Genomic DNA, 16,758 nt, shown 5'->3' on the forward strand with positions numbered 1-16,758 from the left:
ACACGCCCAATGACGATCGGTCCCAGCCGCCCGCCGGCAGCGGGCCGGGTCAGGGTTGCCGCCCCGCGCACGCAGGCCAGCCACATCCCGCCCGGCACGAGCGTGTCGCAGGAAGTTGCCGAGCAAACAGCCGTCGGCGAAGTGATGGTGCGTTCCTTGATCCGCTCCCAGCTGCGGCTGGCCTTGGTGGTGACGGCCGGTTTCACTGCTGCCCTGCTGTTGTGCTGGGCGCTCGTGCGGTGGGTGCCCTTCTTTTCGGACTGGCTGATCCTCGGCATTCCCGCCCCCTGGCTTCTGCTCGGTGTTGGCATCTACCCCATCATTGGTGCCTGCGCCTGGCTCTATGTGCGGGCGGCAACAAAAAATGAAAATCAGTACCGCGATCTGGTGGATGAGAAATGAATCCGGCCATTGGCTACACGGCCCTCATTCTTGTGTCCGTTGCCACCACCGTGATCGGGTTTTATGGATTGCGGATCTCCCGGACAACGAGCGATTTCTATGTCGCCTCACGCACTGTCCGGCCGTGGTGGAATGCCTCGGCCATTGGCGGGGAATACCTTTCGGCAGCAAGCTTTCTTGGCATTGCCGGGCTCATCGTCATCTCCGGGCTCGACGCCCTCTGGTTCCCCATCGGTTACACGGCCGGATATCTGATGTTGTTGTTCTTCGTGGCCGCTCCCCTGCGCCGTTCCGGCGCCTACACCATCCCCGATTTTGCCGAGGCCAGGCTGGAATCAACCACTGCCCGCTATGTCACGAGCCTGCTGGTGGTCGTGGTGGGCTGGTTTTATATAGTGCCGCAACTGCACGGCGCCGGGCTGACGATCCGCACCACCACGGGGCTGCCATCCTGGGTTGGCGCGGGCTCCGTTGTTATCGTCGTCTGCCTCACGGTTGTCACCGGCGGAATGCGCTCCATCACCTTCGTCCAGGCCTTCCAATACTGGCTCAAGCTCACAGCACTCGCCGTGCCGGCCATCTTCATCCTGCTCCTGGTCACGGGCACCACCGGCTCCGGGCCGGCACTTCCCGTCGGCACGGAGCTGTTTCCGTCCGCCGAACCGCTCGCGGGAGACTCCACGTATCGCACGCTGTCCCTCATGGTGGCCCTCCTGTTTGGCACCTTGGGCCTCCCCCACGTCCTGGTGCGCTTTTATACCAACCCCGACGGCGCTGCCGCCCGCCGCACGACGCTGATAGTTTTGGGGCTGCTCTCCATTTTTTACCTTTTCCCCACCATTTACGGGGTGCTGGGCAGGGCCTTTTTGCCGGAGTTGGCGGCCAACGGCTACCCGGATGCGACGGTGCTGCTGCTTCCGGGGAAGTTGATTGGGGGTTTGGGCGGGGATCTTCTGTCTGCCCTGGTGGTGGCTGGAGCTTTTGCCGCCTTCCTGTCCACCACCTCGGGCCTGGTCGTCTCACTGGCAGGAGTCATCAGCCAGGACGTATTGGGCGGCACTGTGCGGGGGTTCCGGATCGCCGCCGTTTTCGCCGGCGTCGTGCCTTTTGGTGTTGCGATGGTGACCGACTCGCTGGGGCTGGCCGGCAGCGTGGGCCTGGTCTTTGCCTTCACGGCATCCACGATCTGTCCCCTGCTGCTGCTGGGCATTTGGTGGCGCGGACTGACCGACGCCGGAGCCGTTGCAGGCATGCTGACAGGCGGAGTCCTATGCGGAACCGCGATGTTGGTGGGCGCCCAGACAGCGGCCGGCTCGCCGTGGCGCGATCTGCTGACGCAGCCGGCGGCGTGGACGGTCCCGGCGGCCTTCCTGGTCACGACCGTGGTTTCCAAGGCCACCCGGCACCGCCGCAGCTCAACGCTCTCCCGGTTCATGACCAGGCTGCATGTGCCTGAGCGCCCCCTGGCCCTGGAGGATCCCAGGTCACAGACCGGCTGACCGGGGCTTGTCGCCTACTTTGAGGGCAGCGGGTCGATCGAAGCCATCAGCTCAACCACGCGGTCAAGGAACGCGTCCACTTGGCTTTCCTCGTACCCGTCCGGACCCTTTTCAGGGGCGAACACTGCCCGACGGACCACGTCGACGCTGAGCTCACCGTTGTCTTCAATGTAGACGAGCAGTTCGCGGCACAGCACGTCGACGTCGTTGACGTTGTAGCTTTGGGTGCTTTTGCGGGAGGGGCGCCTGAACCGTTCCCCGTCGGGGCGGTGGAGGCGGGCACGCAGCAGAGACGCCGTCTTGCCGATCTTCATCATCCACGCTTTTTCACCCTCGGCGACGATCAGCAATTCCTTTTCGCGCAGGACAAACTCATCCTCGATCCGGTCCATGGCGGCGTCGACGGCCTGGGCGTTGTACCCGCCGCGGGCCGGGTCAAAGGCGGCGGTGCGCACGTCAAAGCTGGTGATGGCTTTGTCATCGGTGTCTGTGTTCAGGAAGTAGGCCCGGGCACGTTCAAGGAACACGTCGACCTGCTTGACGTTATAGCCAATTTGCTTGGGACCCACCACCTTGAATTTGGTGTTGGTCCGGGGCGTCTTATCCACTGTCACAGTCATTCCTTGAACTTTTCTCTATGGCTGGCAACTTGCCGGGCACCGGGTGTGGCGCTTTAGAACCGGCCTAACAGGGTAAAGATGGCATATGCCACGGGTGCCGCGAACAGGATTGAATCCAGCCTGTCCATAACTCCGCCGTGGCCCGGCAACAAGTTGCTCATGTCCTTGACGCCAAGCTCCCGCTTGACCATGGACTCAGCAAAGTCGCCGCCTGTGCCTGCAAAGACCATACCAATGGCCAGGGCAAAGCCCACCCACCAATGCTGGTCAAGCAGGAAAACTGTGGCTGGAATGGCCACCAGCGTTGCCCCTGCCAGCGAACCGGCAAACCCCTCCCAGGATTTCTTGGGGCTGATTTTTGGCGCCATCGGATGTTTGCCGAAGAGCGCTCCGACCAGATACCCGAAGGTGTCGTTGGCGACCACCAAGAGCAGCATAATGACCACCTGCACCACGCCCGGGTTGATGTCGTTGAGATCCAACGTCATCCCGGCGGTGGGGCCCTGCTCCCCCCGCAGCATCAAGAACACAAAACTCAGCAGGAACGGAATCCACATGAGTGAAAACACTCCTGCCAGGATGCTCTTGGCAGCGCCCGGCTCAGGGTCAAGGGAGCGCCACAGGACCGTGGCACCGGTGCTGGCGACAAGAGCGAAAAGGAGCCCCTCGGCACCGGCAAAATAGGCGGACGCGGGCATGGCCAACGCACCCACCATGACGGGAGTGAACGGCACGCTGATGCCCTTGCCGGCAATGGCGCGATTGACTTCCCAGACACCGACACACGCAAAGACTGTGGCGACGGCGACGAAAGCCGCCGGGTAGAACAACAGCGATCCAAGGACGAGCACGAGCAGTGCCAGACCGACACTAATGGCCGCCGGCAGGTCGCGGCCGGCTTTCGGGGTTCGTGGCGCCTTGACTATGGTGGCAGCCGCGGGCATGGCCGCGATGGGGACCTGCGGCACAGGAATCACGGGAATGCCGGTGACCTGAGCTGCTGAAACCGGGCGCGGAGCTGATGCCTGCTCAGAAAGTTCGACGTCGGACTCAGCCTCCGCTGCCACGGCCGGTTGCGCCTTGGTTGCAGTTTCGCCTGCCGGTTTGAGCTTGTTTCCGGTTTCGTCCGCCGGTTTGAGCTTGCTTGCAGCGGTTTTGGACCCCGACCTGGCTGAGGATTCCTTCGTCCCCGCAGCCTTGGGCGATGCTGTCTCTGTCGCGGCAGCAACAGCGCCAGACTTTGCGGAACCGGGTCCCGCGTCAGCGCCGGAATTTGCGGAAGCGGGTCCCGCATCAGCGCCAGCGCCGGCAGCCTTGATGCGGTCAGCGTTCACCGCAGATTTTGAGGAGCTGTCCTTGGGCCCGGCCACTGCAGCATCGGTCGTCAAGGGAGCGGAGCCGTTGGCGCGTTTCTTCCGCGGCTTCCGCCCAGCCTTCTCACTTCGTGCGACAGCAGGCGCCGTGGCAGCCTGTCCGGACACCGCGTCGTTCGCTTCAACCTTGGCAGGTGCGGCTGCAGCGTCGCGCTTCTCGTCGGCGTCGGTCTTTCCGGTGTTCGTCGCAACTTTGGCGGGTGCCGCTGCAGCGTCGCGCTTCTCGTCGGCGTCAGCCTTTCCGGTGTTCGCCGCAACTTTGGCAGGTGCCGCTGCATCGTCCGGCTTCTGCTTGCCGTCGTCAGCTTTCGCCCCGGGCTCCGTCGCTGGGCCGGCCGTCCTGTCAGGGCTGGATCCGTCGGGACCGGACCCGCCTGGGCCGGTGTCGCCGTCGTCCTTCCCGGCGGAAGACCGCTGTGGCTGCTCCTCAGCGGGCTGGGTTTTGGGCACAACGATGGGAATCATGCCCGTCAGCTCAGCATGGCGGCGGGCTTTCCGGCTCGAAAATTGATAATCGGCCGGTGCCGGCATGAGACCGGCCTCTGGATTTGCCGCGGCCGGCTCCTTTGCGGAACCGGCCGGCGCATTCTTGGGGTCGGACATTAGACCTCGAGAAGCTCGGCTTCCTTGCGTTTGAGCAGCTCATCGATATTCTCGGTGTGCGACTTGGTCAGCGTGTCCAATTCCTTCTCGGCACGGGCGCCGTCGTCTTCACCGGCGTCCCCGTCCTTGACCAGCTTGTCCAGCTGCTCCTTGGCCTTGCGGCGGATGTTTCGCACGGAAATCTTGGCGTCTTCACCCTTGGTGCGGACGATCTTGACGTATTCCTTGCGGCGTTCCTGCGTCAGTTCCGGCATCATGATGCGGATGACGTTGCCGTCGTTGGAGGGATTGGCACCGACCTCGGAGGAACTCAGGGCCCGTTCGATTTCGTGCATCGAGGTCTTGTCGAAGGGCGTAATGAGCAGCGTGCGGGCTTCCGGCACGGCAAACGCGGCCAGCTGCTGCAGCGGCGTCGGTGAACCGTAGTAGTCCACCATGACCTTGTGGAACATGGCGGGGTTGGCACGGCCTGTGCGGACCGCTGAGAACTCTTCTTTGGCAACTTCGATGGCTTTATCCATCTTTTCCTCGGCCTCGAGCAAAGTTTCTTCGATCACGCGTCTCTCCCTCAATAAATGACTACACAACTGTTCCGCGACGGAACCCGCGGCAAATCTGAATCCATCCTACCGTGACCTGCGTGGCGGCCGGGGCCAGCCACAGTCACGACGGCCCATCCCCGTGACTACGGGGTGACCATGGTGCCAAGTTCCTCACCCAGAATGGCGCGGGCCACGTTGCCTTCGCCTTCCATGCCGAAGACGAGCATGGAAACATTGTTGTCCCGGCAGAGGGCAAATGCCGTCTGGTCCATGACCCGGATGTCGCGGGCCATCGCCTCGTCGTAGCTCAAGTGGTCAAGCTTGACGGCTGTCGGATCCTTCTTGGGGTCTGCCGTGTAAACCCCGTCCACGCCGTTCTTGGCCATCAGCACGACGTCGGCATGAACTTCCAGCGCACGCTGGGCTGCGACGGTGTCAGTGGAAAAATACGGCAGTCCGGCACCGGCGCCAAAGATGACAACCCGGCTCTTTTCCATGTGGCGGATGGCGCGCCGCGGAATGTACGCCTCGGCGACCTGGCCCATGGTGATGGCGCTTTGCACCCGGGTGTCGACTCCTGCCTGTTCCAGGAAGTCCTGCAAGGCCAGGCAGTTCATGACCGTGCCCAGCATGCCCATGTAGTCGGCCCGGGAGCGGTCCATGCCGGCCTGGGACAGCTGGGCACCGCGGAAGAAGTTGCCCCCGCCCACGACGATGGCGACCTCGACGGTGTCGACGGTGCTGGCGATCTGCTTGGCAATGTCCCGGATGGTGTCCATGTCGACACCGAGCTTGCCGGCGCCGAAAACTTCGCCGGAGAGCTTCAGCAGGACTCGACGGCGTTTGTCTGTTCCTGCTGCTGGTGCGGCGGTGCTGGGCGCGGTCTGCGAAATATTCGTGGTCATGGTGCCTTCCGTAGGTGCCGGCGTTGGCTGGTGGCGCTTGGATTGTGGCGCGTCAGTTGTTTGCGTGCAGTGGTTCGGGGTGCTGCCTTCATCTCGCGCGGGGCATGGTGAAGGGCTGCGTCTAGAATCTTATCCGACGTTGGATGCAAAGAAGGGGCAACCGCAGTTCGCGGTCACCCCTTTCTTCGTCACATCCGGCTAGTTCACTAAAGTGAATTACGCTCCGACGCGGAAACGTGCGAAGGCAACAGGCTTGACGCCCGCTTCGGCCAGAACAGCGGCAACGCTCTTCTTGGCGTCCTTGGCGAAGGACTGGTCAACCAGGACGATCTCCTTGAAGAAGCCGGTCAGGCGGCCTTCAACAATCTTTGTCATGGCTGCTTCGGGCTTGCCCTCGGCCTGCGCGGTTTCGGTGGCAATGCGGCGTTCGCTTTCGACGACGTCGGCAGCAACCTCGTCGCGGGTCAGGAACGTCGGTGACATGGCAGCGATGTGCACGGCTACGTCGTGCGCAATTTCCTGGTTGTCACCGTCGATGGCGAAGAGCACGCCAACCTGCGCGGGGAGGTCCTTGGACGTCTTGTGCAGGTACGAGTCAACCGTGGCACCTTCAACGCGGGCCAGGCGGCGGATGGCAATCTTTTCGCCCAGCAGTGCGCCGGCTTCGATGACAACCTCTGACATCGGCTTGCCGTCAACGTCGACAGCCAGGAGGCTCTCGACATCGGCTGCACCGGAGGAGATGGCCGTGGCCAGCACCTTGTTGGAGAACTCGATGAAGGGAGCAGCCTTGGCAACGAAGTCAGTCTCGCAAGCGACCTCAACCATGACGCCAACACCGTTGTCAACGGCTGCGGCAACGAGGCCTTCAGCGGTTGAGCGGCCTTCGCGCTTGGTGGCGCCCTTCAGGCCCTTGATGCGGATGAGCTCCATGGCCTTGTCGGCGTCGCCGTTGGCTTCGTCGAGAGCCTTCTTGACGTCCATCATGCCAGCGCCTGTGCGCTCGCGCAGAGCCTTAATATCAGCGGCGGTGTAGTTCGCCATATGAACCCCTCAGTGTAGATGTTTGAGTATGTAAATCAGTAGTAGGCCAGTTCTGGCAGGACCGCTTTGCCTTGTGGGCGGTGCGATCCTGCCAGCATCTGGTACCATGCGTGGCTGCTTCCTGCAGGGATTGCTCCCCGGTCAGTTGCTGCCAGGAAAAGTTCTTACTTCTCGGTTGCAGCTTCGGCAGGTGCTTCAACAGCGGCTTCGGCGGGTGCTTCAACAGCGGTCTCGGCAGCTGCCTCGACCGGAGCTTCAACAGCGGCTTCGGCGGGTGCCTCGGCCGGAGCCGCAGCAGCTTCTGCCGGGGCAGCAGCCTTGTCGCCTTCGAGGAGTTCGCGCTCCCACTCAGCCAAGGGCTCAGCCGGTGCTTCTTCGTTGCCGGTTGCCTTGTTGTTGCGGGCGATCAAGCCTTCAGCAATGGCGTCGGCGATCACGCGGGTCAACAGTGCAACGGAGCGGATGGCGTCGTCGTTGCCCGGAATCGGGAAATCAACTTCGTCCGGGTTGCAGTTGGAGTCCAGGATGGCCACAACGGGGATGTTCAGCTTGTGCGCCTCGTCGATGGCGAGGTGTTCCTTCGGGGTGTCAACAACCCAGAGCACGGACGGTGCCTTGGTCAGGTTGCGGATACCACCGAGGTTGGTCTGCAGCTTGGTCAGTTCACGCTTGAGGAGCAGGAGTTCCTTCTTGGTGTGGCCCGAACCGGCAACGTCGTCGAAGTCGATCTCTTCGAGTTCCTTCATGCGCGAGATGCGCTTGGAAACCGTCTGGAAGTTGGTGAGCATGCCACCCAACCAGCGCTGGTTCACGTAGGGCTGGCCCACGCGGGTAGCCTGCTCGGCGATTGCTTCCTGAGCCTGCTTCTTGGTGCCGACGAAGAGTACGGTGCCGCCGTGTGCAACGGTGGCCTTCACGAACTCGTAAGCGCGGTCAATGAAAGACAGTGACTGCTGCAGGTCGATGATGTAGATGCCGTTGCGCTCCGTGAGGATGAATCGCTTCATCTTCGGGTTCCAACGACGGGTCTGGTGTCCAAAGTGGACGCCGCTGTCAAGCAGCTGGCGCATTGTTACGACGGGCATGCCGACGCTCCTTCTGATAATTTTACGGTTGTTTAGCGTGTTGGTTCCGGCCAGGGCCGAATCCATTGCTCCTGGCACCCATCGTGCATTCCATAAACCGCCGTGGGGCGGACCGTATGGGCACAATCCATCAGCAGGATCCAAGAAGAATCTCGGTACCTCATCAGGGTGGGGTGCGCGTAGTCAGTGCCCAAACTGCACACTGCTCTGTCAATGTTACTACAGAGCAGCATTGCCGGCTGACCAGTTTCAGTCCCCCACAGCCCGGTCCGCCACGGCATTTGTCCACAAGTTTCCCGGCGGCCGCTGCCGAGCCTCCCGCGAGGCGCACGATGGAGGGATGAGGACCCTGCTTCGCACCCGCAACAGCCCCGGCCCGGCATCCCGCCCCCGGAGTGCTCATCTGCTGTGCATCCTCTTGGCCGCCATGGTCTTCCTGCCCGCCCCTGCAACTTCCCCTGCGGCCGCAGCTTTTACCGATGCCCGTTCGACGGCGGCCGCTCCCCTGCCAGCCTCACTCGCCTGGGACTGGCCCCTGGCAGGCAAACCCCGAGTGGTGCACGCCTTTGATCCGCCAGCCAAGCCATGGCTCAGCGGCCACCGGGGCGTCGACCTGGCGGCGCCCCAGGGCGTTGCCGTGCTCGCCCCCACGGACGGCGTGGTGACGTTTTCCGGCGTCGTGGTAAACAGGGCGGTGCTGACAATCGCCGTGGCGGACGGCCTGCGGCTGAGTTTTGAACCTGTCGTCTCCACCCTGAAGCCAGGCGATGCCGTGACACGCGGCCAGACCGTTGGCATCGTGGAGGGCCCGAGTCATTGCGACGGTGCCGGCATTGGCAGTTGCCTGCATTGGGGCGTGCGTCGCGGCGACGAGTATTTGAATCCCCTGCAATTCATCCTGGACCTGCGCCCGTCAATACTGCTGCCCCTGACCGGCTGATGAATGGCGCACTGATCGGTTAGCCAAGCAACCCGCAGGGCAGCCGCGCTGGCGGCTGCCCTGCGGGCGGCAGGGTGTGGGTTGTGGGTGGTGCGGGACTACACGATCGCGGAGATGCCCGTGATGGCGCGCCCGGTGACGAGGGTGTTGATCTCGTAGGTGCCTTCGTAGGAGTAGATGGCTTCGGCATCGGCGAAGATCTTGGCCATCTCATAGTCGGTGACGATGCCGTTGCCGCCAAAGAGGCCCCGGCCCATGGCAACTGTCTCACGCATGCGTGCCGTCGTGAAGGCCTTTGCCAGTGCTGACTGTTCGTCCTTTGCCTGGCCCAGGTCCTCGAGTTGGGACAGGCGCACCATCATGCCGGTGGAGGCCACGGTGTTGCCCAGCATTTTCACCAGCTGGTCCTGCACGAGCTGGAAGGACGCGATGGGCCGGCCGAACTGCTGGCGCTCCACGGCGTAGCGGCGGGCCACGTCGAACGCAGCCATTTGCTGGCCCACGGCCTGCCAGGCCACGGCGAGACGCGTGACTTTCAGGACCTTGTTGGTGTCACGGAAGCTGTTGCCGCCTGCCAGTTTGCACTCGTGCGGGACTACGACGTTCTCAAGGGTGATGTCGGCATTCTGCACGGCGCGCAGGGCGGTCTTGTTTTCGATCTTGGTGGCAGCGTAGCCGGGCAGGGTCGTGTCAACCATGAAGGCCTTGACCTGGTTGTCGGCAACATCGCGGGCGTAGATGACAACCCAGTCCGAGAAGGTCGCGTTGCCGATCCAGCGTTTGGCGCCGTTGAGAATCCAATTGTCGCCGTCGCGCACAGCCGTGGTGCGGGTGCCTCCGGCGACGTCCGAACCACCCAGCGGTTCCGTCAGGCCAAAGGCCCCAATCTTCTTCATGGCGTAGATGTCAGGCAGCCAGGCTGCCTTTTGCTCCTCGGAGGCCAGTGCCTCAATGGAGCCGGTGAACAGTCCGTCGTGCACGCCCATGAACGTGGCAATGGAAGCGTCTGCCCGCGTGAATTCGGCGTGGCTCAGGCCGGCGAAAAGGCTTGAGTAGCCCTGGCGGTGGACCGGACTCATGATGTCCAGTTCGGCCAGCTTGGGGATGAGCTCCATGGGGAATTCGCCGCGGTTCCAGCAATCGGTGGCAATCGGCTTGACTTCCTTGGCCAGGAAGTCGCGAAGTTCCTGCAGGCGTTCCCGCTCTTTCTCGGAGAGCAGCTGCTCAAATCCGTAAAAGTCGCCGTCGGCGTAAGGGAGGTTATTCAGGTCTACTGCAGCCTTGGACACGGGCATTCCTTTGCTTGATCTCATCTGTGAACAGTGAACCGTTCGGCCCAGAACCAAACATGTTACTGATGAGTAACATACAGCATTCACGTGTCGCAGGCAACATTCCAGGAGCCTGGAGGGGTCATTTAAACCGTTGAGCACAGCCTCCGGGGCCGCAGCCCACGTGGCGCCGCGGCCCGTAGTGTTCGACCACCGTATACGCAAAATACCCCCGGAATCATCGTGATTCCGGGGGTATTTTGCATGGTAGGGCCACTCGGACTTGAACCGAGGACCTTAGGATTATGAGTCCCGCGCTCTAACCAGCTGAGCTATGGCCCCATGCAAGGCGGCTTCCCTTGAGCACTGCGGCTCAAGAAAAAGCACTCCCACAATCCTAAGGGGTCAACGCCTAAACAGCGTGATCCTCGTAGCTGCCGCCACGATAAATGTCTTCAAAGGTGTCCAGTGTCTTCGTCAAGCCATGGCGGGCGACCATGGCGTGGCTTGCGGCACCCATTGCTTCGCGGTCTTCAGGAGACAAGCTCATGATGGACGTAATCTTTTCAGCCAGATCATCGCTGTCGTTCGGTTTGAACAAGTGGCCGTTGACGCCGGGGTCCACCAAATGCGGCAGAGCCATGGCGTCGGCCAGCACCACCGGGGTGGAGGCACTCATGGCTTCCAACGTCACAAGTGACTGCAACTCAGCCGTGCCGGGCATAACGAACAAATCTGCCTTCAGGTAAACCTCGCGCAACTCCTCATCGCTGATCAGCCCGGTGAACGTCACCCGGGACGACAGCCCGAGCTTCTCAGCCTGGGCTTTCAGGGCGTTCTTCACCTCACCGCCGCCAACCACCACGAGGTGCAGATTGAGGTCTGCCGGAGTCTTTGCTATTGCGTCAATCAAGACGTCAATGTGCTTCTCCTCGGCAAGGCGCCCCACAAACGCAACGGTCGGGTACGGGTTGTGCGGCGCTGCTTCGCCTGAGGCAAGCTCGTAGTTGCCGGACTCAATGCCGTTGGAGAGCGGCAGAACCTTGCGCAGGAACGCGTGTTCATGCATGGCCTTGGCGGCGAGCGGCGTGGGTGTTGTGACCACGTCTGCCCGGCTCATGACCTTGCCCATGTCGCGCCAGGAGACCCGGGCCACGATGTTCTTGAACCATTGCGGGAACGGCAGGAAGGGGTTGAGGTTTGCTGGCATGAAATGGTTGGTTGCCACGATCCGGATGCCGCGGCGGGCGGCCTCATAGACGACGTGTTCGCCAATCATGTAGTGGCTTTGCACATGCACCACGTCCGGCTTGATTACGTCGAAGAGCGCCGCAATGTCCTTCTTGATCTCCCACGGCAGGCAAATCCTGAAGTACTCGTGGGTCGGGACCGGCCGTGACCGCAGGCGGTGCACAGTTGCTTCGGCGCGCTGTTCCGTGAACATGGGGCCGCCGTCTTCACGGCACGCCATGACGTGCACGTTTTGACCCCTGGCCGTCATGCCCGTGGCCAACCGGAGACAAAACTGCGCTGCCCCATTGATATGCGGCGGATAGGTGTCGGCAGCGATCAAGATGGTAAGCGGTTTTTGGGCGCTTTCACTCGGGCTGGATGTCACGGGAAAATCTCCTGGTGGCTGGTTGAACAGCCCGCGGGCCGACTCATTGCTTACGTTGTTCCTTTTTTGCAGCTTTGCGCCGCTTAACCACATCCGGATGGTGCCTGGACAACGCAATAACCCCAACGATAGCAAGTATCGCGGCCCCGGCCATGGCAATTGCCACCACTGGGGGAACATCGTCGCGAAGCTCACCCAAAATGACGATGCCGATGGCGACACCCACCATCGGATCAATCACCGTCAGCCCGGCGATCACCAGATCGGGAGGCCCACTGGCGTAGGCGCTTTGCACAAACCAGCTGCCCAGTCCGCCAGCAGCGGCAATGGCAATCACCGAATACCACTGGACGTTGAGCAGAAACAAGCCGTTGGGATCAAAGATCTGCTTGGAGATGATGCGTGTCAACACGGCAACGAAGCCAAACAAGACACCAGAGCCAAGAATGTAGAAGAAGGCTTTCAGGCGGCGCTTGAACATGACAAGTGCCCCACCAAAAATGGTGACGACGATGACCAGCAACAACACCACCGTCAGCTCCTCGGTGGAGCTGACGTGAGTATTTTCACGCACCACATTCACCGCCATGAGCACGAACAACGCACTGCCGGCGACGCACGCGGTGATGGACACGACGGTTGCCCGGTTGAGCCTGATGCCCTGGTCCCGGGAGTTCACAACGGTGGTGATCACCAGTGCTATGGCGCCGATCGGCTGCACCACCGTCAGGGTGCCCAACGTCAGTGCCACAACATTCAACACGGTCCCGGCGCCCAGCAGCGTCAGCCCCAACACCCAGCGCGGGTTGCGCAGCAGGCGCAGGAAACCGGCTCCGCCCAGGGCCAGGCCGCCGGTGTTGTTTTGCACGGCGCTGCCCTGGCGTTGTGCACCAAAGGCAAGGAAAAATGCCCCTGCCACGGCGCACGCCACGGCAATCCACATCATGGGCGGCCCTGCGTCGGATTGCTCGGGAGGTGGAGTTCGCGATGTTTGGCCAGAACCGCCACAAAATACTGGCTGAAGGCGATCACGTGCATGATCATCCCGGCACCCAGGAAGATCCAGGCGAGTGTAAACGTAAAGTCGGATTCAAGCGCCTTGGCCAACAGCAGCATCGGCGTGCCGATCATGAGCGCGGCCGTGCGGGTCTTGCCCAGCAGGGTGACCTTGAGGTCGGCGTCTCCGCGGAAGAAGTACAGCGTGACGCTCAGCAGGACGACGTCGGGAATCACCAGGAGCAGCAACAGCCACAGGGGCAGGATGTTGGCCATCACCAAGGTGATGGTGACGGCCACCAAAGCCACCCTGTCAGCCAGGGGGTCCATGATCCTGCCCAGCTGGGAGGTTTGGTTGAGCTTGCGCGCAACATAGCCGTCAATCCAGTCGGTGCAGCCCATCATGGCCAGGACGAAGACACCCCAGCCGTATTCGTGTCGGGCCAGGACAAGCCACACAAACAAGGGGGTGCCCAGGAACCTGACGACCGTGATGACGTTGGGGATGGTGACGATGGCGTTGGAGTTTTCCATGTGGATGCTGGAACGCCCGGACATGTCAGTCACCTCCCCTGGTGTTTATGCTGCGGTCCGCAACAGCCGCCGCAGCAGGGCTCTTGCAGAACATGGCAACGATGCTTGGTGGAATTATTTCTTCATCAACTTTCGCAGCAACAGCACGCATGCGGTGGCCGAGACGGCAAACACGGACAACGGCTTCCAGCGTTCCTTGACCGTGTCAACTGCCTGGCCCGCTGCCCCGGCGGCTGCCTGGTTCGCTGATTCCCTGGCCTTGTGCTTGGCGGTGTCAATAAGATGTGCGGCTTGTTTCTTGACGTCGGCTTCCTCCACGAGTTCTTCGCGCAGCACCAGCAGGTGCTCGCGGCGTGCCGTGGTGCGCTTGATGAGCTCCGTGGTGTTGGCCTTGGGCCCCTGCTCGGCTTCCTTGGCGGCACGCTCTGCGGCGGCCTTCGCCTTGGCTTCCTCGGCTTCGGCCTTGCGCTCCTTCTTTTCCTCGTGTGTCAATGGTTCCGGGTCGAGGGTGGCCGGATCAAAGTCACGGCCCTGCTTGGCGATGCCCAGATCATGGCGGATCCCCCGCCATGCGTGCTCAGGCAGCAGTGGCAGCAAGGTCTTGAATTTCCGGTACCCGACCAGTCCGCTGATGCCCATGAGCAGGAGCAGCGCGGCGCTGACAATAAGTGCCGAGAGCCACAGGGGCAGGATGGTGCCCAGTCCGGCAATGGCAGCCACCACCAGCGCGATGACCAGCAGTACAACAAACACCAGGGCCAGCGCGGCAAAGATTGCCACGCCGCTCACACGCGATTTTTTGTGTTCGAATTCGAGCTTGGCCAACGCAATTTCATCGTTAAGCTGGCGCGGTACCAGGCGCGAAACGGTTTTTACCGCTTCCACCAGAACCGATCCATGGGCCGTGGGGTGTTCATCCGCCGCAACATGCACGTCCTTTTGCCCGTCTGTCACTGAGACCGCCTCCAAAATTAGGGTTCGTGCAGTCTGTAAGTCCCGCGCGAACCCGAAATCTTTGTAGTGCCTCCTTGCGGCGGCACTACCGTAATGTCAAAATTACCATCCATCCTGCCCTCAGCGGGCCCTGCCTTGCCGGGGCGTTGTTGCGGAATAGTAAAGCAACCGGTGGTGTTGTTGTTCCGGGGCAGCGAAACTAAGTTACGGCGTCGTCATTCCCGTGCTGAAAAAACACATAGCATGAACCATTGGGCAGTCCTTTTCGGCGGCTGGCCCACACCCGCGCGCACTACCATTCTTGAGGATTCCTGTCTTGACCACCACCGCTCACCCAGGCGATGCCCTGTCCCGTCGGCAAAAGCTGATCTACGTTTTGGTACTGGGTCTGTTGACAGCCCTGGGGCCGTTCACCATCGACCTGTATCTGCCGGCCTTCCCCATCATTGGGCATGAACTGGGCGTCAGTGCCACCGCCGTCCAGCTCACCCTGACCGCAACCACCATCGGCTTCGCGGCCGGGCAGCTGGTGATTGGTCCCTTCAGCGATAAATTCGGCCGCCGGATGCCGCTGATTCTGGCGACCGCCCTGCACGTGGGCGCGTCCGTCGGTGCAGCCATGTCCACGGACATCACCATGCTGGGCGTATTCCGGGTGCTGCAGGGCATCGGCGCCGCCGGCGGAGGCGTGGTGGCAATGGCCATGGTCCGCGACCTCTTTGGCGGCTACCAGCTGGTCAAGATGCTCTCGCGCATGGCGCTGGTGAACGGCATGGCCCCGATCCTGGCCCCGGTGATCGGCTCCCAGCTGTTGGGCATCATGGACTGGCCCGGCATTTTCTGGTTCCTCGCCGCCTACGGTGCGCTGGTTGTCGTCGCCGCCTTTATCTTCATTGTCGAGACCCTGCCCCCTGAAAAGCGCAAGTTCGACGGCGTGAGCGTCGCCGACAGGTATCGGGCCGTTTTCAGCGACAGGATTTTTGTCGGCACGCTGTTGGTGGGAGGACTGAACTTTGCCGCACTGTTCACCTACCTCTCGGCGTCCACGTTCCTGTTTCAAACCACCTACGGATTCACACCCCAGGAATACGGCTACTTGTTCGCGGTGAACTCCCTGGGTGTGGTGACGGGAGTCCAGTTGGCGGCGCGCATCATGCGCCACACAGGCCCGCAGTGGGTCATTGCGTGGGCCACGGTTGCACAGGTCGCCGCTGCCGCGGCGATGATCATTTTCGACCAGCTGGGCTTTGGCTTGTGGGGCGTGATCATCCCGCTGTGGTTCTTTATCTGCGCCACGGGATTCATGTTCCCATCCGTACAGGTGCTGGGCCTGGCCCGCAATGGCCGGCAGGCGGGAACGGCCGCGTCCCTCCTGGGTGCGACCACCTTTGGCTTCGCCGGTCTCATCACGCCCGTGGTGGGCATCATCGGCGTGAAAACGGCGACGCCCATGGCGCTGATCATGGGTTGCTCGATCCTGCTGGCCATGGGGGCGCTCTGGCTCGTCGTCCGCCCCAGGACAGTCCCCCGGATCTAGCCTGCCACTTTGGAAACAGCTGGGCCGCACGAGTGGCAGCCCGGCTCGCAGCCCTGCTGCTTGGAGCCCTGCTGCAGCCGGCACTTCGCATTAAACGCCGCAATCCCCGCCGAAGCGGGGATTGCGGCTTTCTTATGCCTGGATCGAGCCGGCTAGTAACCGGTGGAGGTGCCGCCTGCCAGGACGGCCTCCGTGCCCGACAAACCAAGCCTTGTGGCACCGGCATCAACCATGGCCTGCGCGGCAGCCCAGTCGCGGATGCCGCCGGAGGCCTTGACGCCAACCCGCGGGCCCACCGTTTTGGCCATGAGCTCGACGGCGTGGACGGTGGCGCCGCCGGCCTGGTGAAAACCGGTGGAGGTCTTGACGAAATCTGCGCCGCAGCTCTCAGCAATCTCACAGCACCGCACGATTTGTTCGTCCGTCAGTGCGGCCGTCTCCAAAATGACTTTCAAGACGGTGGGTGCGGGCACGGCAGCGCGCACTGCTGCAATGTCGGCCTGCACGGCATCGAAGTTTCCGGCCACTGCTGCGCCAACGTCGATGACCATGTCGATCTCATCCGCACCATCCTGTACGGCGGCGCCCGCTTCGGCTGCCTTGATGCGGCTGTGGTGCTTGCCGCTGGGGAAACCGCACACGGCAGTGACGTTTACGGTGGGTGTTGACAGGGGCAGCATCGACGGCGATACGCACACCGAGAAGGTGCCAAGGCGGGCAGCATCTGCCGCGGCCTGCTCGGCGTCGGCCTGTGTTCCAGTGGACTGCAGGAAGGTGTGGTCAACCATCGTGGCCAGCAATTCCGGGGTCAGTTTCGTCATGTTCATCCTTGTGT

At 62.2% G+C, this 16,758-nt stretch carries 16 protein-coding genes and 1 tRNA gene; 4 read left to right on the plus strand and 13 right to left on the minus strand.

Features of this window, described 5'->3' with window-relative positions; genetic code table 11:
- Positions 1-9: 9 nt before the first annotated feature.
- Together ACT3TS_RS00565 and ACT3TS_RS00570 are read left to right on the plus strand one after the other, a co-directional pair.
- Complete coding sequence (locus ACT3TS_RS00565) at positions 10-402, plus strand: hypothetical protein (protein ID WP_444529542.1); 393 nt, start codon at positions 10-12, stop codon at positions 400-402.
- A complete protein-coding gene (locus tag ACT3TS_RS00570; protein ID WP_444529543.1) occupies positions 399-1,901 on the plus strand; it encodes a sodium/solute symporter in 1,503 nt (500 codons plus the stop codon). Before ACT3TS_RS00565 ends, ACT3TS_RS00570 begins: the two co-directional genes overlap by 4 nt.
- Positions 1,902-1,915: 14 nt before the next feature.
- On the opposite strand, the gene ACT3TS_RS00575 is transcribed toward ACT3TS_RS00570, so the two are convergent.
- The 6 genes from ACT3TS_RS00575 to rpsB form a co-directional block, all read right to left on the minus strand.
- Entirely contained in the window at positions 1,916-2,515 is a 600-nt protein-coding gene (locus ACT3TS_RS00575) for a DivIVA domain-containing protein (RefSeq protein WP_444529635.1), read from the minus strand.
- Positions 2,516-2,574: 59 nt separating this feature from the next.
- Positions 2,575-3,465 carry a phosphatidate cytidylyltransferase gene (locus ACT3TS_RS00580; RefSeq protein ID WP_444529636.1) on the minus strand — a complete coding sequence of 297 codons (891 nt, stop codon included), beginning with the start codon at positions 3,463-3,465 and terminating at the stop codon, positions 2,575-2,577.
- Between the two features lie 1,031 nt (positions 3,466-4,496).
- Positions 4,497-5,054: a ribosome recycling factor gene (gene frr, locus ACT3TS_RS00585; RefSeq protein ID WP_444529544.1), complete on the minus strand. Its 558-nt coding sequence runs from the start codon at positions 5,052-5,054 to the stop codon at positions 4,497-4,499.
- Between the two features lie 128 nt (positions 5,055-5,182).
- Positions 5,183-5,944, minus strand: a complete 762-nt coding sequence (gene pyrH, locus ACT3TS_RS00590; protein WP_444529545.1) for a UMP kinase — start codon at positions 5,942-5,944, stop codon at positions 5,183-5,185.
- 216 nt (positions 5,945-6,160) lie between these two features.
- Entirely contained in the window at positions 6,161-6,988 is an 828-nt protein-coding gene (tsf, locus tag ACT3TS_RS00595; RefSeq protein ID WP_444529546.1) for a translation elongation factor Ts, read from the minus strand.
- A 164-nt stretch (positions 6,989-7,152) separates the two neighbouring features.
- Complete coding sequence (rpsB, locus tag ACT3TS_RS00600) at positions 7,153-8,073, minus strand: 30S ribosomal protein S2 (protein WP_444529547.1); 921 nt, start codon at positions 8,071-8,073, stop codon at positions 7,153-7,155.
- Positions 8,074-8,413: 340 nt separating this feature from the next.
- Here rpsB and ACT3TS_RS00605 point away from each other — a divergent pair, with 340 nt between their 5' ends.
- Positions 8,414-9,013 (plus strand): M23 family metallopeptidase, encoded by a 600-nt coding sequence (locus ACT3TS_RS00605; RefSeq protein ID WP_444529548.1) that lies wholly within the window; start codon positions 8,414-8,416, stop codon positions 9,011-9,013.
- Positions 9,014-9,111: 98 nt separating this feature from the next.
- On the opposite strand, the gene ACT3TS_RS00610 is transcribed toward ACT3TS_RS00605, so the two are convergent.
- The 6 genes from ACT3TS_RS00610 to ACT3TS_RS00635 all read right to left on the minus strand — a co-directional run bounded on the left by ACT3TS_RS00610 (position 9,112) and on the right by ACT3TS_RS00635 (position 14,386).
- Positions 9,112-10,308: an acyl-CoA dehydrogenase family protein gene (locus tag ACT3TS_RS00610; RefSeq protein WP_444529637.1), complete on the minus strand. Its 1,197-nt coding sequence runs from the start codon at positions 10,306-10,308 to the stop codon at positions 9,112-9,114.
- A gap of 241 nt (positions 10,309-10,549) precedes the next feature.
- Positions 10,550-10,626: transfer RNA gene (locus tag ACT3TS_RS00615), tRNA-Ile, on the minus strand.
- 70 nt (positions 10,627-10,696) lie between these two features.
- Positions 10,697-11,902 (minus strand): glycosyltransferase, encoded by a 1,206-nt coding sequence (locus ACT3TS_RS00620; protein ID WP_444529549.1) that lies wholly within the window; start codon positions 11,900-11,902, stop codon positions 10,697-10,699.
- A gap of 43 nt (positions 11,903-11,945) precedes the next feature.
- A complete protein-coding gene (locus ACT3TS_RS00625; protein WP_444529550.1) occupies positions 11,946-12,848 on the minus strand; it encodes a DMT family transporter in 903 nt (300 codons plus the stop codon).
- Entirely contained in the window at positions 12,845-13,456 is a 612-nt protein-coding gene (locus ACT3TS_RS00630) for a CDP-alcohol phosphatidyltransferase family protein (protein WP_444529551.1), read from the minus strand. Before ACT3TS_RS00630 ends, ACT3TS_RS00625 begins: the two co-directional genes overlap by 4 nt.
- A 90-nt stretch (positions 13,457-13,546) precedes the next feature.
- On the minus strand, positions 13,547-14,386 hold the full coding sequence (locus ACT3TS_RS00635) for a phage holin family protein (protein ID WP_444529552.1): 840 nt from the start codon (positions 14,384-14,386) through the stop codon (positions 13,547-13,549).
- A gap of 316 nt (positions 14,387-14,702) precedes the next feature.
- On the opposite strand from ACT3TS_RS00635, the gene ACT3TS_RS00640 reads away from it, so the two are divergent.
- Positions 14,703-15,923, plus strand: a complete 1,221-nt coding sequence (locus ACT3TS_RS00640; RefSeq protein WP_444529553.1) for a multidrug effflux MFS transporter — start codon at positions 14,703-14,705, stop codon at positions 15,921-15,923.
- A 152-nt stretch (positions 15,924-16,075) separates the two neighbouring features.
- On the opposite strand, the gene deoC is transcribed toward ACT3TS_RS00640, so the two are convergent.
- A complete protein-coding gene (gene deoC / locus ACT3TS_RS00645) occupies positions 16,076-16,750 on the minus strand; it encodes a deoxyribose-phosphate aldolase (protein WP_444529554.1) in 675 nt (224 codons plus the stop codon).
- Positions 16,751-16,758 lie beyond the last annotated feature (8 nt).

This window comes from Specibacter sp. AOP5-B1-6, assembly GCF_052376555.1.
Lineage (GTDB): Bacteria > Actinomycetota > Actinomycetes > Actinomycetales > Micrococcaceae > Specibacter.

What these genes read in the sequence shown, in the direction of transcription:
- tsf (WP_444529546.1), bottom strand. Translation starts at nt 6,988, where the DNA reads ATGGCGAACTACACCGCCGCTGATATTAAGGCTCTGCGCGAGCGCACA.
- deoC (WP_444529554.1), bottom strand. Translation starts at nt 16,750, where the DNA reads ATGAACATGACGAAACTGACCCCGGAATTGCTGGCCACGATGGTTGAC.
- ACT3TS_RS00610 (WP_444529637.1), bottom strand. Translation starts at nt 10,308, where the DNA reads ATGCCCGTGTCCAAGGCTGCAGTAGACCTGAATAACCTCCCTTACGCC.
- rpsB (WP_444529547.1), bottom strand. Translation starts at nt 8,073, where the DNA reads ATGCCCGTCGTAACAATGCGCCAGCTGCTTGACAGCGGCGTCCACTTT.
- ACT3TS_RS00625 (WP_444529550.1), bottom strand. Translation starts at nt 12,848, where the DNA reads ATGATGTGGATTGCCGTGGCGTGCGCCGTGGCAGGGGCATTTTTCCTT.
- pyrH (WP_444529545.1), bottom strand. Translation starts at nt 5,944, where the DNA reads ATGACCACGAATATTTCGCAGACCGCGCCCAGCACCGCCGCACCAGCA.
- ACT3TS_RS00630 (WP_444529551.1), bottom strand. Translation starts at nt 13,456, where the DNA reads ATGTCCGGGCGTTCCAGCATCCACATGGAAAACTCCAACGCCATCGTC.
- ACT3TS_RS00565 (WP_444529542.1), top strand. Translation starts at nt 10, where the DNA reads ATGACGATCGGTCCCAGCCGCCCGCCGGCAGCGGGCCGGGTCAGGGTT.
- ACT3TS_RS00580 (WP_444529636.1), bottom strand. Translation starts at nt 3,465, where the DNA reads ATGCCCGCGGCTGCCACCATAGTCAAGGCGCCACGAACCCCGAAAGCC.
- ACT3TS_RS00605 (WP_444529548.1), top strand. Translation starts at nt 8,414, where the DNA reads ATGAGGACCCTGCTTCGCACCCGCAACAGCCCCGGCCCGGCATCCCGC.
- ACT3TS_RS00570 (WP_444529543.1), top strand. Translation starts at nt 399, where the DNA reads ATGAATCCGGCCATTGGCTACACGGCCCTCATTCTTGTGTCCGTTGCC.